Origin of the sequence: Flavobacterium sp. CYK-55, from assembly GCF_018413465.1 — a bacterium.
Taxonomy (GTDB): domain Bacteria; phylum Bacteroidota; class Bacteroidia; order Flavobacteriales; family Flavobacteriaceae; genus Flavobacterium.
Genome location: NZ_JAHCDK010000002.1, coordinates 249,008 through 274,485, shown reverse-complemented (window position 1 = coordinate 274,485; position 25,478 = coordinate 249,008). Strand labels below are relative to the sequence as shown.

At 37.9% G+C, this 25,478-nt stretch carries 24 protein-coding genes; 22 read left to right on the top strand and 2 right to left on the bottom strand.

Going from position 1 to position 25,478, the window contains the following annotated elements:
- The first annotated feature begins 134 nt into the window (after positions 1–134).
- The 22 genes from KIH23_RS03815 to KIH23_RS03710 are packed head-to-tail and all read left to right on the top strand — an operon-like array spanning position 135 to position 22,852.
- Positions 135–992: an ABC transporter permease gene (locus KIH23_RS03815; RefSeq protein ID WP_213211342.1), complete on the top strand. Its 858-nt coding sequence runs from the start codon at positions 135–137 to the stop codon at positions 990–992.
- Positions 993–2,282, top strand: a complete 1,290-nt coding sequence (locus tag KIH23_RS03810; RefSeq protein WP_213211341.1) for an ABC transporter ATP-binding protein — start codon at positions 993–995, stop codon at positions 2,280–2,282.
- Positions 2,279–3,088 carry a class I SAM-dependent methyltransferase gene (locus KIH23_RS03805; RefSeq protein WP_213211340.1) on the top strand — a complete coding sequence of 270 codons (810 nt, stop codon included), beginning with the start codon at positions 2,279–2,281 and terminating at the stop codon, positions 3,086–3,088. The genes KIH23_RS03810 and KIH23_RS03805 overlap by 4 nt, the downstream gene beginning before the upstream one ends.
- A complete protein-coding gene (locus KIH23_RS03800; protein WP_213211339.1) occupies positions 3,085–3,975 on the top strand; it encodes a glycosyltransferase family 2 protein in 891 nt (296 codons plus the stop codon). Before KIH23_RS03805 ends, KIH23_RS03800 begins: the two co-directional genes overlap by 4 nt.
- Positions 3,976–3,977: 2 nt before the next feature.
- Positions 3,978–4,988 (top strand): glycosyltransferase family A protein, encoded by a 1,011-nt coding sequence (locus KIH23_RS03795; protein WP_213211338.1) that lies wholly within the window; start codon positions 3,978–3,980, stop codon positions 4,986–4,988.
- A gap of 1 nt (position 4,989) precedes the next feature.
- On the top strand, positions 4,990–5,895 hold the full coding sequence (locus tag KIH23_RS03790; RefSeq protein WP_213211337.1) for a glycosyltransferase family 2 protein: 906 nt from the start codon (positions 4,990–4,992) through the stop codon (positions 5,893–5,895).
- Positions 5,896–5,920: 25 nt separating this feature from the next.
- The gene (locus tag KIH23_RS03785) at positions 5,921–6,583 is read left to right on the top strand and encodes a cytidylyltransferase domain-containing protein (RefSeq protein WP_213211336.1); all 663 of its coding nucleotides are present in this window, start codon (positions 5,921–5,923) and stop codon (positions 6,581–6,583) included.
- Positions 6,584–7,624, top strand: coding sequence for an N-acetylneuraminate synthase family protein (locus KIH23_RS03780; RefSeq protein WP_213211335.1), 1,041 nt, complete (start codon positions 6,584–6,586; stop codon positions 7,622–7,624).
- Between the two features lie 4 nt (positions 7,625–7,628).
- Entirely contained in the window at positions 7,629–8,750 is a 1,122-nt protein-coding gene (gene neuC, locus KIH23_RS03775) for a UDP-N-acetylglucosamine 2-epimerase (protein WP_213211334.1), read from the top strand.
- A gap of 56 nt (positions 8,751–8,806) precedes the next feature.
- Entirely contained in the window at positions 8,807–10,228 is a 1,422-nt protein-coding gene (locus KIH23_RS03770; RefSeq protein ID WP_213211333.1) for a UDP-glycosyltransferase, read from the top strand.
- A gap of 19 nt (positions 10,229–10,247) precedes the next feature.
- The gene (locus KIH23_RS03765) at positions 10,248–11,054 is read left to right on the top strand and encodes a hypothetical protein (protein ID WP_213211332.1); all 807 of its coding nucleotides are present in this window, start codon (positions 10,248–10,250) and stop codon (positions 11,052–11,054) included.
- Between the two features lie 3 nt (positions 11,055–11,057).
- On the top strand, positions 11,058–11,648 hold the full coding sequence (locus KIH23_RS13850) for a serine O-acetyltransferase (protein ID WP_213211331.1): 591 nt from the start codon (positions 11,058–11,060) through the stop codon (positions 11,646–11,648).
- 7 nt (positions 11,649–11,655) lie between these two features.
- On the top strand, positions 11,656–12,633 hold the full coding sequence (locus KIH23_RS03755) for a class I SAM-dependent DNA methyltransferase (protein WP_213211330.1): 978 nt from the start codon (positions 11,656–11,658) through the stop codon (positions 12,631–12,633).
- A gap of 1 nt (position 12,634) precedes the next feature.
- On the top strand, positions 12,635–13,795 hold the full coding sequence (locus KIH23_RS03750) for a glycosyltransferase family 4 protein (protein ID WP_213211329.1): 1,161 nt from the start codon (positions 12,635–12,637) through the stop codon (positions 13,793–13,795).
- Entirely contained in the window at positions 13,792–15,324 is a 1,533-nt protein-coding gene (locus KIH23_RS13715; protein WP_213211328.1) for a glycosyltransferase family 2 protein, read from the top strand. The genes KIH23_RS03750 and KIH23_RS13715 overlap by 4 nt, the downstream gene beginning before the upstream one ends.
- Position 15,325: 1 nt before the next feature.
- Positions 15,326–16,327: a glycosyltransferase family 2 protein gene (locus KIH23_RS03740; protein ID WP_213211327.1), complete on the top strand. Its 1,002-nt coding sequence runs from the start codon at positions 15,326–15,328 to the stop codon at positions 16,325–16,327.
- Complete coding sequence (locus tag KIH23_RS03735) at positions 16,324–16,878, top strand: serine O-acetyltransferase (protein ID WP_213211326.1); 555 nt, start codon at positions 16,324–16,326, stop codon at positions 16,876–16,878. Before KIH23_RS03740 ends, KIH23_RS03735 begins: the two co-directional genes overlap by 4 nt.
- Positions 16,878–17,993 carry a glycosyltransferase family 4 protein gene (locus KIH23_RS03730; protein ID WP_213211325.1) on the top strand — a complete coding sequence of 372 codons (1,116 nt, stop codon included), beginning with the start codon at positions 16,878–16,880 and terminating at the stop codon, positions 17,991–17,993. Before KIH23_RS03735 ends, KIH23_RS03730 begins: the two co-directional genes overlap by 1 nt.
- Positions 17,990–19,063, top strand: coding sequence for a glycosyltransferase family 4 protein (locus tag KIH23_RS03725; protein WP_213211324.1), 1,074 nt, complete (start codon positions 17,990–17,992; stop codon positions 19,061–19,063). The genes KIH23_RS03730 and KIH23_RS03725 overlap by 4 nt, the downstream gene beginning before the upstream one ends.
- Positions 19,064–19,066: 3 nt before the next feature.
- Complete coding sequence (locus tag KIH23_RS03720; RefSeq protein ID WP_213211323.1) at positions 19,067–20,395, top strand: O-antigen ligase family protein; 1,329 nt, start codon at positions 19,067–19,069, stop codon at positions 20,393–20,395.
- Positions 20,385–21,398: a glycosyltransferase family 4 protein gene (locus KIH23_RS03715; RefSeq protein WP_213211322.1), complete on the top strand. Its 1,014-nt coding sequence runs from the start codon at positions 20,385–20,387 to the stop codon at positions 21,396–21,398. Before KIH23_RS03720 ends, KIH23_RS03715 begins: the two co-directional genes overlap by 11 nt.
- A 50-nt stretch (positions 21,399–21,448) precedes the next feature.
- Positions 21,449–22,852: a sugar transferase gene (locus KIH23_RS03710; protein ID WP_213211321.1), complete on the top strand. Its 1,404-nt coding sequence runs from the start codon at positions 21,449–21,451 to the stop codon at positions 22,850–22,852.
- Between the two features lies 1 nt (position 22,853).
- Here KIH23_RS03710 and lnt read toward each other — a convergent pair whose 3' ends face one another.
- The gene (lnt, locus tag KIH23_RS03705; protein WP_213211320.1) at positions 22,854–24,428 is read right to left on the bottom strand and encodes an apolipoprotein N-acyltransferase; all 1,575 of its coding nucleotides are present in this window, start codon (positions 24,426–24,428) and stop codon (positions 22,854–22,856) included.
- A complete protein-coding gene (locus KIH23_RS03700; RefSeq protein WP_213211494.1) occupies positions 24,429–25,412 on the bottom strand; it encodes a PorV/PorQ family protein in 984 nt (327 codons plus the stop codon). It lies immediately after the preceding gene.
- Positions 25,413–25,478: the final 66 nt, after the last annotated feature.

Genomic DNA, 25,478 nt, shown 5'->3' with positions numbered 1-25,478 from the left:
TATACTTTAAGCTAGTTTGATAAGGCTTGTATTTGTTGATAAACAAAGCAAAATTGCAAAGGCAACAATCGTTAAATTCTTATATTTGCACGCGTCTGTAAAATCAGAACAATTGCTACTCATTAAAAATAATCATGTCCGATAAAAGTCATACTGAAGATTGGAGTTTAGTCATCAAAGGCAAGACATCGCTTTTTGATTTAAAATTCCAGGATTTATGGCGATATCGTGATCTTTTGTGGATGTTTGTTAAACGCGATTTTGTGAGTTTCTACAAACAGACAGTTTTAGGTCCGCTGTGGTTTTTTATACAGCCAATTTTTACCACTTTGGTATTTACTTTTGTTTTCGGAAACCTGGCCGGTATTAGTACTGATGGATTGCCTCAGTATTTGTTTTACCTTTCAGGAATTACGGCATGGAATTATTTTTCGGATTGTCTGACTAAAACCAGTACCGTTTTTCGAGATAATGTGGCCATTTTCGGCAAGGTGTATTTTCCGAGGCTAATTATGCCGCTCAGTATAGTAGTGAGCAATTTGGTTCGCTTTGGGGTTCAGTTATTACTCTTGGCCATTATGATGGTTTACTTCACCATTCAGGGTTCTTCAATTGAGGTAACTTCGGCTATATTGCTGTTTCCGTATTTGGTTTTGCTTATGGCATTATTAGGATTAGGTGCCGGACTTATTATTACTGCAATGACAACCAAATACCGCGATTTAACCTTTTTGGTCACTTTTGGAGTTCAGTTGCTGATGTACGGAACAACCGTTATTTATCCGCTCAGTGCTGCTCCTGAAAAATATAAATCGTTTATTGAACTCAATCCGATGACCGGAATCATTGAAGCTTTTCGATTTTCATTGCTAGGCAAAGGTGAGTGTACTTTTAATAGTATTGCTTATTCAAGCGGAGTTACTTTGATCGTATTACTGGCCGGTGTTGTGATTTTTAATAAAACCGAACGAACCTTTGTAGATACCATCTAAATGTCAAAAGTTGTAATAAAAGCCGAAGATTTATCAAAAGCCTACCAAATCGGACAAATTGGTACCGGAACTATTTCGCGAGATTTAGAACGTTTTTGGGTCACTAAGGTTTTAGGAAAAGAAGATCCATTTTTAAAAATTGGCGAAACCAATGACCGAAGTATCAAAGGCGGTAGTGATATAGTTTGGTCTTTGCGCGATATAAATTTTGATATTCAGCAAGGCGAAGCAGTCGGTATTATTGGTAAAAATGGCGCCGGAAAAAGTACTTTGCTCAAATTGCTTTCCCGCGTTACTGCGCCCACCACGGGTCAAATAAAAGTTCGCGGTCGTATTGCCAGTTTGCTTGAAGTCGGAACAGGTTTCCATCCTGAACTCAGCGGTCGAGAAAATATTTATCTCAACGGTGCTATTTTAGGCATGCGCAAAAAAGAAATTACGCGTAAACTAGATGAAATTATTGATTTTTCGGGCGTTGAACGCTATGTAGATACGCCAGTTAAAAGATATTCTTCAGGCATGTATGTTCGTTTAGCCTTTGCTGTGGCGGCACATCTTGAAAGCGAAATTCTTATTGTAGATGAAGTCTTGGCTGTTGGCGATGCCGAATTTCAAAAAAAATGCCTCGGCAAAATGGGTGATATCAGCAAAGGGCAAGGCAGAACGGTTTTATTTGTGAGTCATAATATGGCGGCGGTCAAAAGCTTGTGTACCCATGGAATTGTTCTTGAAAATGGCAGATTGGCTTTTAACGGAGGCGTTGATCAAGCGATAGATCATTACCTCAAAAATGCCGAAAGTTATGCCCACAGAACATGGCCGATACAAACGGCACCCAAATCTAGTTTTATTCGATTGCTCGAAGTTAAAGTCCTTAATAAGCATAATCAAATAGCTTTAAATCATGCTATAACTGATGATGTGAAGATTGAGTTTACCTATGAAATCACCAAAGAGAATGAACTTTTCTTGCATGGTTTCAACCTTTTTAACGGGCATAATATTCATATTTTGAGTTCACACGATAAAAATGCATCATCATTAAAAACACCGTTGCCGCTCGGAATTCACTCAACAGTAATTACCATTCCGGGTAACTTTTTAGCCGAAGGAACTTACAACTGCAGTTTTGCCATTATGCGCTACAACCCGTTTCATGTTGAGTTTCACGAAATGGAAATAGTAGGTTTTAATGTGATTGATGAAATCAATGAAAATACAGTCAGAGGTAGCTATTCCGGAAGATTTCCCGGAGTGGTTCGTCCTCTATTAAATTGGGAACAACAATGAAAAACAAATGGTCTGGCGAACGTTTAGAAGCTTTTATCTACGGGCGCGACTCAATTGAACACTTGCATCGCTATGCTATGGTGATGCCGTATATTGAAAACAAAACAATTTTGGATATTGCTTGTGGCGAAGGTTATGGCAGTAATCTCATGAGTAGTAAAGCAACTTTGGTTCATTCAGTTGATATTGATCCGCAAACCATTCAGGCGGCCAAAGCCAAGTATAAAAAAGACAATATTCGTTTTCAAGTAGGAAGTGCTACACAAATTCCACTTGAGGATCAAAGCGTTGATGTAGTGGTCAGTTTTGAAACCATTGAACATCACGATCAGCATGAGGCTATGATGCGCGAAATTAAACGCGTGCTCAAACCCAATGGCGTTGTTATTATATCAACCCCAGATAAATTGTATTATTCTGATCAAAGAAATTTTCAAAATCCGTTTCATGTTCTTGAGTTGTACAAACAAGAATTTGTTGATTTGCTATCAGCATCTTTTAGCAACACTCAGTTGTTGGCTCAAACTTATTGCAACGGGAACTCTATAATTCAAGACGATCTTCAGCAAGCCAACTTGAGCTTTTTTACCGGTGATTACGCCAAAGTGCAACCCCAAAATATTGATGCTTTATATTTGATTATCATCGGTTCGGATGTTGATTTTCAAAAGCAAAAACTTTCTATTTTTAATGGCGAAATCATTCAAAAGAAAAGCTGGACTGATCATTGGCAAAAAAGCAATACCTACAGAGTTGGCAATTTTATTTTAAAACCGCTTAAAATTCTGAAAAGAAAATCTAAATGATTGCTATTGTAGTTCCGTATTACAAGCTTGACTTTTTTGATTCGCTGTTAGATTCATTGGCGCAGCAAACCAACAAAAACTTTAAAGTTTATATTGGTGACGATGCCAGTAAGCAAAATCCGGCAATTATTCTAGATAAATACAGACAACAGTTTGATTTTGATTATCATAGATTTGATGAAAACCTGGGTGGGATTTCGCTTGTTGCTCAATGGAATCGATGTATAGCTTTGACTTCTGATGAGCCTTGGATTATGGTCTTGGGTGATGATGATTATCTTCATCCGCAAACCATTGAATCGTTTTACGAGCAATTACCCGCAATCGAAAAAACGGCTCAAGTAGTGCGCTTTGCTACATACAAAATGAATCATCAAGGCCAAAAAACATCAGAAATTTTTACACATCCCAAAATTGAAAACGCTGTAGATTCCTATTTTAAAGGCAATCGGAGTTCATTAAGTGAGTATATTTTTAAAAAAGAGCAAGTACAGAAAATTGGATTTAAAGAACTGCCTCTTGCTTGGTTTTCAGATTGGTTGGCCGTTTTGGAGTTTTCAAATTTTGGCAATTTATATACGATTAATGAATCTCCGGCAGGAATCAGAATTTCTGAGGTGAGCATTTCAGGAAGTCAACACTATACAGGCCCCAAAACCGAAGCTGCTTTTCAGTTTTACAAATACTTACTCGAACAGAAAAAAAGCCGATTTACGCCTAGACAAATTGTTTTGTTGCTGAGCCAAATGAGCAGAACTTATATTTACAACAAAAAAAAGGTGACTTATTTTGTCAAGATTTCAGAGTTGTATTTTAGGAACTTGGCTTTTAGGAATTACTTCAAGTTTTTAAAATTAATCTTTAAAAATTTTCTCAAGAAATTTTAATCATGCGCCAAGGATATAATCCACATAAAGACCAAGTTCATCAAGAAGAATATTATTTTCATCAGGTGATTATACCCGTTTTTATACCCCATGATCAAGATTATTATCGCGATGCGTTTAAAATTTTGCAGCGGTGTATAGAGTCATTATTGGCCACTTCGCACGAGCGCACATTTTTTACCATTGTCAATAACGGTAGTCATGCGCCTATAGTTCAATATCTCGACACACTACTTGAGCAAAATAAAATTCACGAACTCATTCACACCCACAACATCGGTAAACTCAATGCTATTTTTAAAGGTTTATCCGGAAATAACATTGAACTCGTAACAATAGCCGATAGCGATGTGCTTTTTTTGTCCGGATGGCAGCTTGAAACCAACCGCGTATTTTCCCATTTTCCGAAGGCCGGTGTAGTTGGAATCGTGCCACAATATCGCGTGTTTTTGAGTTATTGTAACAATGCAATTTTTGATACTTTTTTTACTAGAAAGCTCAAATGGTTGCCGGTTAAAAACCCAGAAGCGTTAAAACTATTTTATAAAAGTTTGGGTTGGGATGACAATGCCAATCCTGATTATCTTAAGCTTACACTGGGTTTTGAAACCCAAGATCAATTTAAAGCATATTTGGGCTCAGGGCATTTCGTTGCCACTTATAAAAAGCAAATGTTTGATGAAATGATCACTTATATGCCCTTTAAAATGGGCGGTTACAGTGAAACTTATCTTGATACCATTCCACTCAAGAAAGATTATTGGCGTCTGACCACTTATGATAATTATGCCTATCATATGGGCAATGTTTATGAGCCTTGGATGGATGATGTAAGCTTTAGCCGAGATTCGGTACAACTTTTTCAAACACAATTTCCGGTGTATCAAAACTGTAATAAGCTGATTTACTTTATCAAAAATCACATTTTCAAAAAATTCATGAAGAGTAAAAAATTCAGAATGTTGTTTTACAGTTACAAAGGTTTGCCCAAAGAAATGGTTGCTAAATATTGATATGCAGGCTACTTTTACCATTATTATTACAACCAAAAATAGGCTCGAAGATTTAAAATTCACCCTCGAGCAAATAAGTTCATTGCTCGCATTGCCCAATGTTTCAACCCTAATTTGTGACGATGGATCAACCGATGCTACATCAGAATTTATCCAGAAGAACTATCCCAATATTCATTTAATTCAACATCAAAAAAGCCTTGGACTCATTGCCAGTCGCAATGAACTCATGAGTCTGGTTCAAAGTGATTATGCTATTTCAATTGATGATGATTTACATTTTTTATCTGAGCAACCATTGCATCAAATAGAACAATATTTTCAGCAGAATCCAAAATGTGGTTTGGTGGGATTTAGAATTTTTTGGAGCAAACAACCGCCTTTATCACAGCAAACTTCTGATGTTTCGTTGCGGATGAAAAGTTTTGCAGGTGGTGCGCATGCCTGGCGGATGAGTGCATGGAGAGCCATTTCGGGTTATCCGGCTTGGTTTGTTTTTCACGGCGAAGAAGATTTTGCCGCTTATGAACTATTCAAAAAAGATATTGAAATTCACTATTTGCCTTCGGTTTTGGTGCATCATAGAGTTGACCTAAAAGCCCGAAAAAACAATGCAGATTACGCCATTCGATTGCGTCGTTCTTTGCGCTCGGGTTGGAGTTTGTATTTGATGTTTTTTCCGATGAACCGCATACCCAGACTTTTGGCTTATTCTATATGGATGCAACTTAAATCCCGAGTTTTTAAAGGCGATTACAGAGCTTTGAAAGCTTTAATTTTGGCGGGTTTTGATCTGATTACTTTTGGTCCAAAAATTATTAAAAATGCCAATCGTCTGAGCGAAAAAGAATATCAAGAATTTGAAAAAATTGAGAACATTCGCCTATATTGGAAACCCGAAAAATAGTTACATTTAAGGCCATTTTTAAGACATGAAAACCATTGCCATCATTCCAGCTCGCGGCGGTTCAAAACGATTGCCCGGAAAAAATTTAATGCTGCTAGACGGGCGACCGCTCATAGCGCATAGCATTGAATTGGCTTTGGCGCATCACGATATTATTGATGGCGTTTTTGTGAGTACCGATGATGCACAAATCAAACAAACAGCTCTTGATTTCGGTGCACAAGTCATTGACCGCCCCTGTGATTTGTCGGGTGATGAGCAGCCCACAATAACAGCCTTGCAACATGTTTTAAGTGAGCTTCCGGATTCGATTGAAAATGTAATTTTATTGCAACCAACTAATCCGCTTCGCCCTAAAAAATTATTGATGGAAGCCTTTGCTGTGTATCAAAAAAACAATTGTAACAGTTTGATGACAGTAAGCAGAAATCACCAAAAATTCGGAAAAATCATCCACCACAAATTTGTTCCGTTCAATTATCAAATCGGGCAGCGAAGCCAAGATTTAGAACCACTTTATTATGAGAACGGTTTGTTGTACATCAGCAGTACATCACTTATAAAACAAGGAAGTATCATGAGTGAAGATGGTTTTCCGATGATTGTTAACCACCCGTTTTCATGGGTTGACATTGATACCCAAGATGATTTTGATTACGCCCAATATTTAATTCAAAAATACAAATAGATGAATCCCTATATTTCAATTGCCGGTCGAAAAACCGGGCCCGACTATCCACCATTAGTAATTGCCGAAATTGGTATTAACCACGAAGGCTCATTAAAAACAGCTTTTGAAATGGTTGATGCAGCACACAGAGCGGGTGTTGAAGTAGTCAAACATCAAACCCACATTGTTGAGGATGAAATGAGCTCGGTGGCCAAAAAAGTCATTCCTGGCAATGCCGATGTTTCAATTTATGAAATCATGCAGCGATGTGCGCTCAACGAAGATGAAGAAATTCAACTTAAAAATTATGTTGAGCGCAAAGGCATGATTTTTATTTCAACGCCTTTTTCAAGAGCTGCTGCCAACCGATTGCAGCGTATGGGCGTTGAAGCATACAAAATTGGTTCGGGCGAATGCAATAATTATCCGTTACTTGAGCACATAGCCAGTTTTGGAAAGCCGGTGATTTTGAGTACCGGTATGAATACGATTGAAAGTGTAGCCAAAGCGGTTGCTATTTTTGATAAACACCAAGTTCCGGTAGCACTTTTACATACCACTAATTTATATCCAACGCCGATTCATTTGGTGCGTTACGGAGCCATGACGCAACTGCACGAGGCTTTCCCGGATAAAGTATTTGGTTTGTCAGACCACACTTTAAACAACAATGCTTGCTTGGGTGCGGTGGCTTTAGGCGGCAGCATTTTAGAGCGACACTTTACCGATCATATGCAACGCACCGGACCGGATATTGTTTGTAGTATGGATGAAAAAGCGTGTGGTGAGCTTATTATTTCATCTCGTGAAATATGGCAAATGCGGGGCGGTCAAAAAGAGCCTGCAGCCGAAGAACAAGTGACTATTGATTTTGCATTTGCTACGGTTTGTACAATTGCTCCTATTGGCGAAGGCGAAGTTTTTACACATGAAAATATCTGGGTAAAACGCCCGGGAACAGGCAAAATTTTGGCAGAGCATTTTGAATCTATTATCGGAAAAAAAGCAACGAGATCAATTGCTGATGACGAGCAATTAACTTGGGAAGACATTGTCTAATTTGATGAAAAAAATACTTTTTTTAACCGGCACACGCGCAGATTTTGGTAAAATAAAATCATTGATTCAAATTCTAGAACAAGAATCTGAATTTGAGCCTTTTGTTTTTGTGACCGGTATGCATCTCCAAGAGCAGTATGGTTATACTTTGCTTGAAATTGAACGTTGTGGTTTTACAAACATAGCTACTTTTCAAAATCATACCCACGAAACTACCATGGATCTTACTTTGGCCAAAACAATTGAAGGTTTGTCGGCCTATGTTAAAAAAGTTCAGCCAGATATGATTGTGGTGCATGGTGATCGAGTAGAAACTTTGGCAGGGGCCATAGTGGGTTCGCTCAACAATATTCTGGTAGCGCATATTGAAGGGGGCGAAATCTCAGGAACGGTTGATGAACTCATCCGGCATAGTGTGAGCAAGTTAAGTCACATTCACTTTGTATCTAATTCAGAGGCAAAAAAACGACTCTTGCAAATGGGCGAGATGAAATCATCTGTTTTTGTTGTTGGCTCGCCCGATATTGATATTATGTTTTCAGATGATTTACCTGATTTGGCAACCTCAAAAAAGTATTATGAAATTGAGTTCAATCAATATGCTTTAGCCATGTTTCATCCGGTAACCACAGAGGCTGCCGAAATGGAGTTTTACGCACACAACTTTGTGCAAGCACTTTTAAAAGATAACCATAATTATGTAGTTATTTTTCCGAATAACGATATGGGCAGTCAAGCGATTTTGAATGCTTACGAATCATTCAAAGGCAATAGTAGGTTCAGGGTGTTTCCGTCACTTCGATTTGAATATTTTTTGACCTTACTCAAAAACAGCCAGTTTATTATTGGCAACAGCAGCGCCGGAATTCGCGAGGCACCTTATTATGGAATTCCGATTATCAATATCGGTACACGCCAGCAAAATAGAGCCGTTCATGCTGACATTCTCAATGTGGGCTACGATCAGAAAAGTATTTCAAACGCGTTGGCTATTATAAATGAACACCAAGTTACACCAACCTTATCAGATTTCGGAACCGGAAACAGTGCCCAATTGTTTTTGGAATCACTCAAAAGTGTTGATATTTGGCAGCTCAATCATCAAAAGCAATTTCGAGATATTTAGCAACTTTTACGTGCCTAATTTAGCTATTTTTGCGCGCTGATTACCGCTAATTTTGTATGAAACCAAGCAAAGTTTTTATTCTTTTATCTGACGGAGTTGGTCTGCGCAACTTTGCGTATACTGATTTTTGGAAACAAGCCGAGCAGAATAATATTGAGATTGTTTTTATCAATAACACGCCGTTTGATTTGAAAAAAATGGGATATCGCGAGATAAAAGTTTCCCAAATGCGCCCGCACAAATTAACAGACCTTTTTAAAAAAGCCAGGGTTCAAGTTGATTTGGATTTAAACATCAAGCGCTTTAATGATCAGATTTACAATGCTTATCGTTTTCCGTTTAATTACAACTCTTTGACAGAGAGCATTAAATCATTTACGGTAAGTGCATTGTCAAAATGGTATTCATCAGAAAATGGTATAAAAAAACTGCGGAAGCGTATTTTTGATCTTGAAAGAAAAACCAAATCTTATCGTGATTTTCATACGCTTTTTGAACAAGAAAAACCTGATTTTGTTTTTTCAACCAATCAGCGCACCGTGGCAGCTATTGCACCTATTTTAGCAGCGCAAGATTTAAATATTCCCACCGGAACTTTTATTTTTTCATGGGATAATTTGCCCAAAGCAACATTGGTTTTAGAGCCGGACTTTTATTTTGTTTGGAGCCAACACATGAAAAATGAGCTTTTAGCTTATTATCCTTTTATTACTAAAGATCAGATTTTTGTAACCGGAACGCCACAGTTTGAAAAACATCAAGAGAGTCGTTGGATAACACCTAAAGATGACTTTTTTAAGCAACATCAACTCGATATACAAAAAAAATACATTTGTTATTCAGGCGATGATGTTACTACTTCGCCCAATGATCCGCAATATCTTGCAGATTTGTGTTCGGCAATAAGAAGACTCAATACCCAAGGACAAAACTTAGGTGTTGTTTTTAGACGTTGCCCGGTTGATTTTTCAGATAGGTTTAATCATGTACTAACCGAAAATCAGGATATAATTGTATCTATTGATCCCGTTTGGGAGCGAGCAGGCGAGGGTTGGAATACCTATTTACCAACTGTAGCTGATATGCATTTGCAGCTCAGCACGATTGCACATACAGAAATGGTGGTTAATTTAGGCTCAACAATGGTTTTTGACTATGTTTCTTTTCAAAAACCTTGTGCTTTTGTAAATTATGATGTGGTCGATTGTCCTCGAGAGCATTGGAGTGTCACTAAAATATACAAATATGTGCATTTTCGTTCAATGCCTCAGCCCGAGAGCGTTCTTTGGATTAATAGCCCCAACGATTTAGATCAAATAATTTTGCAAGGAATGTCAAATTCGTCTGCAACAGTACAAGCAGCCCAAAAATGGTTTGAGATAATCAACCAGGATCAGCCCAATAAAGCTTCGCTCAGAATTCTTGAGGCAATAAAGATTATTATTTCAAAAGAATTAGCGCAACAGCACATTAATTAAAAGATATTCAGAAAGAAAAATGCTACAAAACATTGCCATATTATCAACTGTTGTCAACTTTGATTTGTATCAAAAGTCGGCTCGATTGTTTCCTGAAGACATTCAACGATATGTTATTGATGGCCGCAATGGTATGCATGCTATGGACAGTGTGGCGTTTATGTTTAAAAAACTCAAAAATCGCGGAATTGATTGGTTGATTATGGCCGATGAAGATGTTGTTTTTATTGATGCTCATAGCGTTTTTGATTGCATTGATCATATGAAGCAACAGCAGATTACTTTTTGCGGTGTGCGCGATGGCGGTGTTATTCCGCATAGAGTTCAGAATCCGTATGCCATCAATACTTTTTTTTCGATTTTACATTTTAGTGAAGTTGAACCGCTTTGGAACGAGCATTTGGTGCGTAAAAATCAATATATAAATCCGGGAGAATTTAACGATGATTTGTCTGAATTAACCGGCGATTATAGCAAAGAAAGTTTGTTTGAACCTTATTATTGTTTTTATTTTTGGATGCGTCGATTGGGTAAAAAAGTACTTTTTCTCGATGCGACCGTTCCATTTTCAGATGATTCGGTAACCAATCTAGTCAAAGACCATCGCGGGAATGAATTGCTGTATCACACTTGGTATGCGCGTTCGTACGGAGCCAATGAAAAGCACACCCAACGTATTGATGATGTATTTTCAAAGGTTTCGGTTGATATGAGCAAAACATTAAATCCGATTATTTTTAAAGATTCGACGTTTGCATTCAAGAAAAGTTTGCTAAAGCAATTTCGTCGTGTGGCGCTAAAATTTGAAACTATTTTTAAGAAGTAAACTGTGCAAGAACCAAGTTATACCCGAGAAGAACTCAAGCAAGCCATCGCTCAAGATATGCTTCGCTACGAAATTCGCAAACCGGTTTCATGGAGTACTTTTTTTAATTATTTCTACATTCAGGTAGTTCCTGGTCTCAAATACACTATTGTTTTGAGATATTGTCAATATTATCGCCGCCGCAATCGACTTTTATTTTACTTTTTCTTTTTTTGGTTGCGTCGTTTAAAGCATGGTTACGGAATTGATATTTCATATCGAACCAATATTGGTAAAGGTTTATATATTGGGCATTTTGGCGGAATCGTTATTCATGGCGATACAGTAATCGGTGAAAACTGTAACTTATCGCAAAATATGACCATTGGCGTATTGGTTCGCGGAAAGAAATCAGGAGTTCCTACCATCGGAGATAGAGTTTTTATTGGCCCGGGCGCTGTGATTTTAGGTGGTATTAACATCGGAAATGATGCGCTCATTGGGGCTAATTCTTTGGTTACCTTTGATGTGCCCGACCATGCAGTGGTATCAGCACAAACAGCACAAATTGTATCTGATAAAGGATCTTCAGACTATATTATTAATACCAAATAAAGCATATATGAGTTATCAACGTCTGATTCCGCTCATCAAAAAAACAGGATCAACTCTGAGCCCTGAGGAATTTCAATCGCGTATTAACGTTGTCTTTCACGATTATGAAGCGGCTCATTATGATCGTTTGCACGATGATATGTGGGAAAGTCTACAAGAACAAATTAACCTATTGGTTGATGATTGGTTTGCCCATCAGAACCCAAATAGCGGGCTCAAGTTACTAGATATTGGTTGTGGCACGGGCTTGAGTACACAAAAATTACTGGCCACAAAAGCAGGGCAGTTTATTGATGAAATTATATTGTTGGATACCTCTGCCAAAATGCTTGAACAAGCTGCGCAAAAAGCTGTTCAATGGAACAAAAAACACCAAATTGTCAATGGGCTTTGCGATGTTTTAACCGATGGATACGATGTGATTATTGTTTGTTCGGTTTTGCATCATATTCCTGATTTAGATGCTTTTTTTCAGCAGATAAATAGGTTGTTAAATCCAAATGGGATTTTGATTCATTTGCAAGATCCGAATGGCGATTATGCTCAGGATGAAATATTTATCCAACGTGAAGATATGCTTCATAAGCAGCGCAAGTCAACACCAAAAAGATGGGTTGATTATCTTCCTAATTCATTTAAAAATAATTTAAATCGTTGGCTGGGTCGAAAAAACTACATTGATTACATCAACGATCAATTACTCGGCGAGAAAGTCATAACCAAACGAATGACAGCAGACGAAATTTGGAGTGTAACCGATATTCATGTTGAATCAAAAGACGACACTCAAACCCGTGGAATTTCATTTGAATTTCTCAAAAATAGGCTACGAAATTTTAGGCTCATCAGTCATCGTTCATACGCTTTTTACGGTGTGCTCAAAAGTGATTTGCCTGTAGAAATGCAACAAGATGAATCGCAATGGATTCAGCAAAATCAACTCAATGGACGCAATTTAGCTTGTGTTTGGCAGAAAAAAGATTAATATGCATATCGGATTTCTCACTCCTGAATATCCACATGCTCAAGCAACTGCTTCGGCCGGAATCGGAACCACAATCAAAAATTTAGCGCAGGCTTTACTCAAGCAAAAAATCAAGGTATCGATTTTTGTTTACGGACAAAGCAAAGCCGAAATTCTTGAAGAAGGCCTGCTGACTATACATCTGATTCCTTTGCAACAAAAAGGTTTTTTTACCTGGTATTCTTACCGCAAGTACTTGCAAAACTACCTCAATAAATGTATTGTTTCAGAGCAAATTGATTTAATTGAAGCCCCCGATTGGACCGGTATTACGGCTTTTATGAAACTTAGTGCACCATTGGTGATTCGCCTTCACGGAACCGATGCCTATTTTTGTAAACTCGAAGGCAGAAAGCAAAAGGTGAAGAACTTTTGGTTTGAAAAACTCGGTCTTAAAACAGCCGATGCAATCATCAGCCCAACCCAATATACTGCAAAACTTACCTGTGAGATTTTTAAACTCAATCCACAGCTTTTACAAGTGATTCCGAGTGGAATTTCATTAGAGCATTTTCAGAACCCAAATCCAAACCAATATCAAAAAGGATTGATTTTATATTTGGGCACCATTATTCGCAAAAAGGGAGTTCTTGAACTTTCTCATATTTTTGAACGTGTGCTCAAGCAATGTGACGAGGCTGAGTTGATTCTTATTGGTGGCGATTCATATGACATTAAAACCAAATCTGATTCAACATGGTTGTTGTTGCAGAATGCGCTTGATGGTCGTTCTTTTTCGAGAATGAAACATCTGGGTCGAGTTCCTTACGAACAAGTTCAAGATTATATTCGTCAGGCAAATGTCTGTGTTTTTCCTACTTTTGCCGAAACCCAAGGAATGGTAACCATTGAATCAATGGCTATGCAAAAGGCAGTAGTCAATAGCAATATAGGTTGGGCACAAGAAATTCTGAGTGATTCATCTGAAGGGTTCTTGGTTCATCCCAAAAATCACGATGAATTTGCCAATCGAATTATTCAATTGATTCAAAATCCCGAATTGGTCAGTCAATTGGGTAAAGCGGCTCAAGAAAGAGTTCATACAGCTTTTGATATTCAAAAAACAGTACATACAAACATTGATTTTTACACTTCGGTGATTCAACAATATTCTAAAAGGTGAAACAATATACAACCCAAAGCGGCGAAATTATTTTATACCAAGGCACACCGAATCTTGATCAACTCGAGATTTTAGCTACGGGTTATGGAGATATTTGGCACAGTTCATTTGAGCAAGGATTTAAAAATGCTTTTCAAGATTTGGCGCACCAATCTTCGGTTTTGTTTTGGTATATCAATGATTTTGATGGACTAGATGTATGTGTGAGTTGGCGAATTAATCCCAGTCAGTTTGCGGTCAGAAAATCAGTATGGGAAACCATGCAAGGTTTTGATTCTGATTATGAGCATCCGCATATGCAAGCTTTTGATTTCGGATACAATGCGCTGCGCAATCAAGGAGCTGTTCCTTTGTATGTTAAAGGTTTATTTGCTCAAAGCACGCATGATACCATACAAGTCTCGGCACACGATCGCTATGCTTTTTACATTAAAAATTTCAAAGTTGATCATGCTCTTTTTATGCTATATCGCAAAGGCTTTTGGCGTTTGAGCGAATGGAACGCCTTTTTATCAGTGCGCAAAAAGTATAAACTCATAACACAACGCCCGCTTGTAGCTCCCAGAAAATTGCAACCACTCAATGGGCAACCTACGGTTAGTTATATTATTCCAACCATGATGCGCCAAGATTTTACCTTGCGTTTACTCAATGATTTAATGACGCAAACCTACAGGCCTACACAAGTAGTTGTGGTTGATGCTACTCCGCCAGACATGCGCGATGAGTCTTTGTATAACAACAGTAATTATCCGTTTGAACTTACGGTACTCTGGCAAACTTCAAAAGGCAGTTGTCGTGCGCGTAATGAAGCTATTGAATTGTGTAAAGGTGAGTACATAATTTTTGGAGATGATGATATTCGCATCGGGCATGATTTTATTGAAAACCACCTCAGAATATTACAAACTTATAATGCCGGTGCTTGCAATGGTCTTGATATTATGGCCGAGCATCCAAACCAAGATTTGACTGATTTAGCCAAAAGATTAGATCAATTAGCTGATCGACGTTGGTTGGTGGGCAGTACGCAAATGTTTAGCAACGCCAATTCATGTGTAAAAGCTTCATATGTTCATCAATTGGTGGGTAATGACATCAATTATGACGGTGGTTATGGCGAAGACGGCGATTTCGGAATCGCTTTACTCAAATTAGGAGTGCCGGTTTTGCACAATCCATTCTCGGTAAATTTGCACTTAAAACCCATGAGTGGAGGTTATCGTTTTTGGGGTGCGCAAGCCAAAATTTTGGGCAAAAAACGCAAAAAACAGCCTTGGGAACTCGATACTCCAGTGCGTTGGATACGACCGGTTCCGAGCCCAACTTTGATGTATCAGTTTCACAAACATTTTACACCCGAGCAAGTCAAAGAATTCAGGCATAAATATTTCTTTTTGTTTTTGTTTAAAGGATCAAAATGGTCTTTGCCTTTGCGATTGCTTCGTGTTCCTTATAAACAGCTTCAGTTTGATAAATCGATTTTTTATGCCAAAAAGCTACTGGCTTTAGGTGTTCGAACCAAATAATATGCAGTTTACACTCATCATTTGCACCTATATGCGGCCTCAACCGGTTGATGATTTGCTGGTTTCGGTACAAAAGCAAACGGTTTATCCCGACCAAATTCTTATTGTAGATGGATCGCGTAATACTTTGACGCGAGATTTACTTCAAGAGCGCTCATACAAAAATCTCGAATATTTTAGGGTAGATGATGACCAACGCGGGCTTACCAAACAACGTAATTATGGTATTTCGCGTGTGGCTCAATCTTCAGAAATAGTTTGTTTTTTGGATGACGACACTATTCTTGAACCTAATTATTTTGAAGAAATTTTAAAAACATACCAATTATTTCCAGACGCTTTGGGTGTGGGCGGATACATTCACAACGAAGACAATTGGGTTTTTGTTGGGAATGATTATCAACCTAATCTCAAAGAATATTTTTATGATGGTTGGAAAAAACTCGATGGAAGCCGCTTTGTTATGCGTAAGCGATTGGGTTTAGACAGCAACACCAAACCCGGATTTTTACCTGAGTTTTCACATGGTCGTAGTATCGGTTTTTTGCCGCCCTCCGGAAAAATTTATCCCGTTGAACAACTCATGGGTGGCGTTTCGTCTTTTAGGAAAAGTGTTTTTGAACGTTTTCAGTTCTCGACTTATTTTGAAGGCTATGGACTTTATGAAGATGCTGATTTTACCCTTCGTCTATCAAAAACAGGTAAGCTATATTTGAATACAGCAGCTCAATTAGCGCATTACCACGACAGTTCAGGTAGACCCAATCAATATTATTATGGGCAAATGGTAGTTCGAAACGGATGGTACGTTTGGCGTGTAAAACACCCAAAGCCATCAATTAACGCGCAATTTAAATGGCATGCGATTACTTTGCTTTTGGCTTTTATCCGATTTAGTAATACTTTTACCACTACAAAGCGCCAAGCGGCTTTTACCGAATTTCTAGGTCGGATGTCCGGTTGGTTGTTTTTGTTTTTTTCAAAGCCTAAAATTCAATCATGACCACTTGGCAGTTAATACATTCTGATTATAAAAAATACCGAAAATACGGCGGAAGTTTTATCGGAATTGTTTTTTTTACTCAAGGTTTCTGGGCTATATTTCAATACCGATTAGCAAACGCTGTTTACAGAAAAATCAAGTGGCAACCTTTTAGATTGGTTTTTAAAGGTTTGCTTTTTTTGTGGCAAAAAGTTATTGAATTGACCACGGGAATATCTATTCCGGCATCAGTACAGATTGGACATTCTTTTTACATTGGACATTTTGGAGGTATTTTTTTAAATCAAGATGTTATCATCGGCAACAATTGTAATTTGAGTCAAAATGTTACTGTTGGAGTTTCAGGTTTGGGTGAAAAACGAGGTGTTCCAATCATCGGAGATAATGTATATATTGCTGCCAACAGCATTGTTGCCGGTAAAATTTTTATCGCCGACGGGGCATTAATTGGTGCTTGTTCGTTGGTTACTTCAGATGTTGCTCCTCAAACTACAGTATTGGGTGTGCCGGCACAAGTTATTTCACAAAACGGTTCCAAAGAATATATTTAATGAAAGTTGCCGTTATTTCATCTTCGCCGTTCGTAAGGCAATCCGGAGTTTTTCATGCCTATAGCCCGTATGTCAAAGAATTAAAAGTATGGGCCAAACATGCAGATGAAATCGCCTTTTGTTGCCCGATATGGGAGGATGATAAAGGCTTGCTGATTGCTCCGATTGATTTTCCTTTTCAGATGTATGCGCTTAAAGAATTCAACATCAAAAATCCGTTGAACTTCCTCAAAGCCTTTTTGTTTTCATTTGGTAATTTTATTCAGCTGTTCAAAATCATGCTTTGGGCTGATCATATTCATTTGCGATGCCCCGGCAATGTTGGGCTCATGGGCTGTTGGGTGCAAATGCTCTTTCCAGGTAAAGTAAAAACTGCTAAATATGCGGGCAACTGGGATCCGAAATCCAACCAGCCACGCAGCTATAAATGGCAACAAATGATTTTAAGTAATACCTTTTTAACACGAAATATCAAGGTTTTGGTTTATGGTAATTGGCCCGGAAGCACAGCTAATATTTATCCGTTTTTTACGGCTACTTATACTGAAGCAGACAAAATTCAAGTAGCGCCCAGAACCATGAAAAAAGAAATTGAAATGATTTATGTAGGTACTTTATCCAAAGGTAAAAGGCCTATTTATGCTATAGAGCTTGCACAAAAACTACAAGCTCTTCATCCAAGTTTTAGACTTTCTATATACGGACACGGAAAAGAAAAAGAAAATCTTCAAGATTATATTGATCAAAATCAGCTACAGTCATTTGTATCGCTCAAAGGCAATTTTTCGCAACCTGAAATGAAAGCAGTATATCAATCGGCGCATTTTATGATTCTTCCTTCTGAGAGTGAAGGATGGCCTAAAGTAGTTGCCGAAGCAATGTTTTGGGCCTGTGTTCCGGTAGCTACAAAGGTTTCATGCGTGCCCGATATGCTTCAATACGGAGCGCGGGGTATTTTACTCAACATGAAATTAGAAGATGATGTACGTGTCCTAAATTCCTATATAATCAACAACCAAAAATATCAAACCACAGCTTTGCAAGCTATGGAATGGTCACGTGTATACACACTTGATAAATTTGAATCTGAAATCCAAAAATTGTTGCGCCCATGAGAATGTTGCAAATCATTGATTCGCTTGAAGTGGGTGGAGCAGAGCGTTTGGCTGTGAATTTTGCCAATGCGCTGGGTAACAAGATTGATTTTTCCGGAATTGTTTCAACCAGAAAGCCCGGAAGTTTGCAGAGCGAAATACAAAAAAACATACCGTATTGGTGTTTGCACAAGCGTTGGACCTTTGATTTAAAAGCCTTGTTCAAATTGCGCCGCGTTTGTGTAGAAAATCAAATTGATTGGGTTCACGCTCATGGAACATCTTATTTTCAGGCTTTTTTGCTCAAGTTGGTTTTGCCTAAAATAAATGTTATTTGGCATGAACATGCGGGTGCACGCGCAAATGAGAAGGCATCTAAGCATAAAACTTTAGCTTTTGTTGTTCGCTTTTTTAAGGGAATTGTTGTGGTAAATCAGCCGCTGGAAGTTTGGTGTCGGCGTGAATTGAATTTTAATAAAGTATTGTATTTGCCTAATTTTATGGGTTCGTCAAATCAGTCAAAATCCATAACCCAACTCAAAGGTCAAACAGGAAAACGCATTTTGTGTTTAGCCAACTTGCGCCATCCTAAAAATCATCTTCTTTTGGTTGAAGCAGCAAGAAAACTTAAGCAGAAGCATCCGAGTTGGACTTATCATTTGGTTGGAACTGATGCTCAAGATGATTATGCGTCAAATTTAAAAAAATCGATTCAGCAAAATCAACTCAGTGATACCATATTTATTTATGGGCTTTGTGAAGATATTCATCATATTATTGAGCAGGCAGATTTGGCTGTGATTTGTTCAATTTCAGAAGGTTTGCCTATGGCTTTACTTGAATTCGGATGGCACAAAAAGCCGGTGGTTTCAACAGCTGTTGGCGAAATCCCTCAGATTGTTCGTCATGGAATTAGTGGTTTGACCTCTGATGTTTCAGATAATGAGTTGTTTATCGACAATTTAGATGTTTTAATGTCAGATGCTTTTTTAAGGCAAAAATTTGGAGAAGAATTATTTAAAATTGTCGAAGAAAATCATTCTGAAAATTCCGTAATTGCAAAATATCTTCATTGGGTAGAACAATTGTAGTATATGTTAAAATCAGACAAAACATATTTTTATCTTATTTTGATTCATTTGGTCATCGGAACCTTGATTTATTATGTTCCGTTGATGCCAAAAATTTATGGCTACAGTATAATCTTCGGAGGAATTTTTTACATCATCAATTCAAAAAATGCCAATAATGAAGTGCTCTACGCCACAGCCTACATGGTGGGTAGTGAAATTGTACTCCGAATGACAGACGGGAATCCGGTTTATGAGTTTTCGAAGTTTGGGGTCATGATTTTTATCATCATTGGTATTTATTTTAAAGGATCATCGAAATATGCGGTTCCGTATTGGATATTTCTCTTGCTTTTAATTCCGGCCACTATTTACACCACTACCGAGCTCAATTACACCATCAGTTTGCGTAAAGAAATTTCATTCAATATTTCAGGGCCGGTTTGTTTGGCTTTATGTTCTATATATACCTACAACAGACGGGTTTCATCAGAACAACTCAGCAACATTTTATTGTGTATTGGTTTGCCGATTATAGCATGTTTGGTCTACCTGACTTTATACACACCCAATATCAAAGAAGCCATTATTGATACCAATTCAAACGGAGTTACCTCTGGTGGTTTTGGCCCTAATCAAGTATCGACTATGCTAGGTTTGGGTATGTTTATTTTTGTTTCGAGAATGGTTTTAAATTCAAAATCAAAGTATGTTTTTATCATCAATTTAGCCATTTCAATTTACATGACCTACCGAGGATTAATTACCTTTTCACGCGGTGGCGTTATTACCGGTTTTGTAATGATTGCGTCTTTGTTGGTTGTTTCATTCTTTTTTATCAGTTCAGCAAATAGAATTCGAATGCTCATCATGATAGGTTTTGTAGCTATGGTTTTTACTTTAGCATGGAACTATTCATCAGAACAGACCAACGGAATGATAGATAAACGATACGCAAATAAAGATGCAGCAGGTCGTGTCAAAGAAGACAAACTTTCAGGACGTGGTGAGTTGGCTGAAGATGAGTTTGAAATATTTAAAAAACATCCAATTATTGGCGTAGGTGTCGGACGAAGTATGGAACACCGCTTTGAGCGAACCGGTGAAATTGTTGTTTCGCACAGTGAAATTACCCGAATGATTGCCGAGCACGGAGCGTTGGGTATTTTAGGGTTAATGATTTTGTTTTTAACACCACTTATTTTGTATCTTGACAACAAATACAACGTTTATTTGCTTTGTTTTCTGTTTTTTTGGTTACTCACAATCAATCATGCGGCTATGCGTTTAGCGGCACCGGCCTTTATGTATTCACTGTCATTACTCAAAGTTTCAATTAAGGATGAAGCCTAGACTACTATATATAGGGAATAAGCTTTCTAAGCACGGAATCACTGTGACTTCTATTGAAACCTTAGGCGCTTTGTTAGAATCTGAGGGTTATGATGTTATATATGCATCTTCGGTTAAAAACAAAACATTGCGGTTAATTGATATGCTCATCAAGACTTTTTATCATCGCAATCAGGTAGATTTTGTGTTGATTGATACCTATAGTACCCACAATTTTTGGTACGCATTTTTGGTCAGTCAACTTTGCCGATTACTTAGATTAAAATACATACCGAAACTTCACGGCGGTGATTTGCCCAATCGACTCAAGCGAAGTCCTGTAATGAGTCGGATGATTTTTAAAAACGCTTATTGTAATGTAGCTCCTTCAGCTTACTTGCTTGAAGCATTCAGCAATAAAGGATACGCAACAATACATTATATTCCCAATACCATTGAGCTTGAGAATTATCCGTTTAAAAAAAGAGAGCAAATTAAACCAAGACTTTTATGGGTTCGCTCTTTTGCTTCAATTTACAACCCGGGTATGGCCATTGAAGTTTACCGATTGCTCAAGAATGAATTTCCTGATGCAGCACTTTGTATGGTGGGTCCAGACAAAGATGGTTCATTTGACAAGGTTCGGCAAATGGCTAAAAAATTAAACCTCGATGTGTTTTTTACCGGTAAGCTTTCAAAAAAAGATTGGATAAAAATTTCAGAACAGTACGATATATTTATCAATACGACACATTTTGACAACACGCCGGTAAGCGTTATTGAGGCAATGGCGCTCGGGCTTCCGATTGTGTCTACCAATGTTGGTGGAATTACTTATTTGCTTGACGATCAAAAAACAGCTTTGTTGGTTTCAGACAGCGATGCACCAGCAATGATTGAAGCAGTCAAGAAGATTCTCACTGACAAAGCTCTACTTGAACACTTGGTTCACAATGCACAATACTTAGTGCAAGATTTTGACTGGACAAAAGTCAAAACCAAGTGGAATACTTTACTCCATTAATTTGCAGGATTTTTTTTAACTTGCGGGCTTCTAAGAACAAAACGTTTCTGATGACCGCTAACAAAAAAATTCACTTTGAAGTATCTGAACGAAAAGTCCTCCTCAGGATTTTTGATGTTATTTCTGTTTTGTTGGCTTTATATTTTGTGGGCAGAATTTTTAAATTCAACTACTTTAACATCTCTGCAGATAATTACTATTGGACTATAGTTTTAGGCGCTTATCTGACTACTCTTGGAACTGTCTTTGAAATGTATCATCTACAGGTGGCAAGTAATCAATATCAGGTAATTAAGAGCATAGTACTTACTGCCTCAACTACTGTTTTACTCTACCTTTTAACTCCTATTTTTACCCCCAATTTGCCTAACAATCGTATGCAAATTGTGTTTTTTTACCTGGCTATTTTACTTTCGTTAATGCTATGGAGGTTGTTTTATGTTAAACTTTTGGCTTCCAGCCGATTTGAGAAAAAAGTAATTTTGGTTTGCGATAAAGATCAGGCAGAAGAACTCATCAGCGCTTTGCAAGACGTTGATCCGCATTATCGAGTGGCTGGATTTGTCAATACAGATGCCAACAATACTGACGAAATAGTAAAAAAGAAAAAAGGTTCTGTACGCAGTATTCCAATAGATCAGTTGGAACGTTTTGTGACTACTCATTCAATTTCTGAAGTGGTCATTGCCTCTCAAAAAACCGACGGTATTACGGTTAATTTATACAATCAGTTGATTCATTTGCTTGAAAACGGATATATTATTCGCGAGTACACTCAAGTATATGAAAACATCACACAGCGTATTCCGGTTCAGTATGTGGCTCGTGATTTTTATCGCTATTTCCCGTTTAGCCGCAGTAATCAAAATCAACTTTATTTGATCATTGTTCGTTTGCTTGAAATAGCTATTTCACTCATTGGGCTCTCGGTCGGAATAATATTGCTTCCGTTTATTTTAATTGGAAATCTCATCGGTAACCGAGGTAATTTATTTTATGTTCAAGAAAGAATAGGTAAAAATGGTATACCTTTTAAAATATTTAAGTTCAGAACGATGGTCAAAAATGCCGAGAAGTACGGTGCTGTTTTTGCCACAACCAATGATGCGCGTATCACCAGTTTTGGTAAATTTTTGAGGAAAGCGCGATTAGATGAATTTCCTCAGTTTTTTAATGTGCTCAAAGGCGATATGGCAGTCATTGGGCCGCGACCTGAACGCCCGGTTTTTGTTTCAGAAATAGCTGAGGTAATGCCTTTTTATGAAACAAGACACGTAATCAAACCGGGATTGACCGGTTGGGCACAAGTGAATTATTCTTACGGCGAAACCATTGATGATAGTTTGATTAAATTGCAATACGATTTGTATTACATTAAGCACCGTAGTATTTTCTTGGATATCAACATCATGCTCAAAACACTAAGTACCGTGCTTTTTTATCGCGGGCAGTAAGTTAAGATTTCTTTTTGAACACTATTAAAACGCTCAAAAGAATCAGAAAAAAACTTGTCATGTAAGCAATATAGTCTCCACAAAACGTATAAAATGTTATTTGGTTATTCAGGTGAACCACTCCGCGAATAGCCGTCTTTTCGGCATATTTGGTTTGCGCAACCAAGTCTCCGCGTTGGTTTATAAAGGCCGAAATTCCAGTGTTGGCACTACGGGCCACATCGCGACGGTTTTCAATGGCACGTAGAATTGAAAAAGTTAAGTGTTGTTTATGGCCCTGGGTTTCATTCCACCATGCATCGTTGGTAATTACGGCTAAAAATTGAGCTCCGTTTTGTACAAAATCGCTAACATACGCTCCATAAACTGATTCATAACAAATAATTGGAGCTACTTTAGTTCCATCATTTGCTACAAAAACAGTTCTTTCTTTTTGCGTAGTTTTGGTTGAAATTGTTCCGCCCAAATCAAGCATGATGTTGCCCAAGAGCGGTTCTAAAATACTTTTGTACGGCAAGTTTTCAATGCCCACTACGAGTTTTGATTTATAGTATTTCTGAATTTCAGGTTTTTGATTGAAAAATAGGGCAGCATTGTAAAAATCAACCCAAATACCGTCTCGAAATTTATTGGTTGACGCGCTAACGGCGGTTGAATCATAGATAAATTGATAGGTGTCAATACCCCACAACAACTGAGTTTTCGGGTGTTTCGCAATATAATTCTGCATCAAATAACGCGCAGGAGAGTTATAAAAAACATCATACGGAGCATTTTCTGCCAAAACGGTTTCGGGAGCAATAATAAACTCTGTTTTATCAGTAATGAGCGAATCGGTTTGTCGTAATAATCCTTGAGCGATTAAATAATTTGGGGTATCATATTTTTCGGTATACGGATCAACATTAGGTTGTAATAAAATAACTTCTTTTTCAGTCCCTTTTTCTTCATATGAATTATATATCCAGAGTGAAACTGTTATAGGCAATGCAATCATGGCTGCCCATTTGCCAAATATTGTTGCTGATTTTTGTTGGGTTGATAGTTGATAAAATAACCAAGCGTTGACTGCTAAAACCCACAAAGAACCGCCAAAACTTCCGGTATATTCATACCACTGTATCCATTTTGGGAATCCGGCAAAAACGTGTCCTAAGTTGAGCCATGGCCAAGAAAAATCCCAGATCAGATGAAATTTTTCAAAGCTAATCCACAAACAAACCCAGAATAACAAGCTGATTTTAGCTGCGGCTTTTTTAGCTGCTAAATGATACAATAAAAACAAAACACTCATCAAAAGGGCGTTGACCAAAACGGCAAACAGCATTCCAAAGCCTGAAGCGTAATACAACCACCAAGTGGTGAGTGCATTCCAAGTTACAAAGGCAATATAACCATGTACAAGGATTTTAAATTTTGTGTTCCCACCTTGTTCTCGGATGTTTTTTTCAACCATCAACAGCGGTACAAAAGCCACAAAAATCAACAGCGGAAATCCGTAAGTAGGCCAACTGGCTGACAATAATAGGCCTGTCGAGAGGGCTAGAAAGTAAGTATTCTGAAGTAGTTTTTTCATCTATTCAAAAATACTCAAATCAACTTTAAGAGAGAAAATGTTTGAGTATAAAGCTGCACTTTGATTTCCCAAATCGGTCAAAGCATAATCAACTTGAATCCCTTTGTATTTGAAACCTAAACCAACATTAGGCTGAAAACTCAGCTTACTGGTATTGTCAATTTGGGTTTGTTTTTGAAAATTTCCAAGACCGGTGCGTACGAAAACTAAATCGGTATATCCAAATTCGAGACCAGCTGCCGGAGCAATACTTACTATGTCCGAAGCAATAATGTCATTGGTTTTGGTAAATTCCATGTTGAGGTTGAGCGCAGCCAAAAAGGTATAATCACGGTCGTATTCAAACAATCTTGAAACGCCAAATTGTGCCTTGGGCAATGTAATTTCGGTGCTTTCAGGTAAGTCTTGATTTTGTCCGTCTACCGCTTGTTTGATTTTGTCATACTCATCCTCATCAATGTTCCAAACGTTGTAGGTCGTGGTAATATCGCGCAACATTAGTCCAATATCCCAAGGTCCGGACTTGAATTTCAAACCCAAATCAAACCCAAATCCCCAAGAATTGGCAAATTTTCCAATTACACGACGAATCACTTTGGCGTTGGTGCCGTATTGCAAACCGTCAAGCGGTAATTTGTGAGCGTATGAAAAGGTAAAACCGTAATCAGCTGTAGAGAATTTACTCACGCGATTGTAATCAACGTTTCCTTGACTATCAATAAGTTGCGTGGTATTTAGAATGTCATCAACACCAAAGCGAATCAATGAAATTCCCCATGAACTTCGATCGTCAATAGGCTTGGCATAGGCTGCATAATCGTATTGTGCGATGTTGGCGAAATAACTGGCGTGCATAAGTGCTACTTGGCTACTTTCGATGCCCAACAAGCCTGCCGGATTCCAATAAACCGAATTTACGTCATGCGATGAAGCAGTTACAGCATTGGCCATTCCAAGGGCAGCTGCATCAACTCCGATATTCATAAATTCATTAGAATATTTGCGAACAGTTTGAGCCGATAAATGAATGGTTGTAACCAACAAACACCA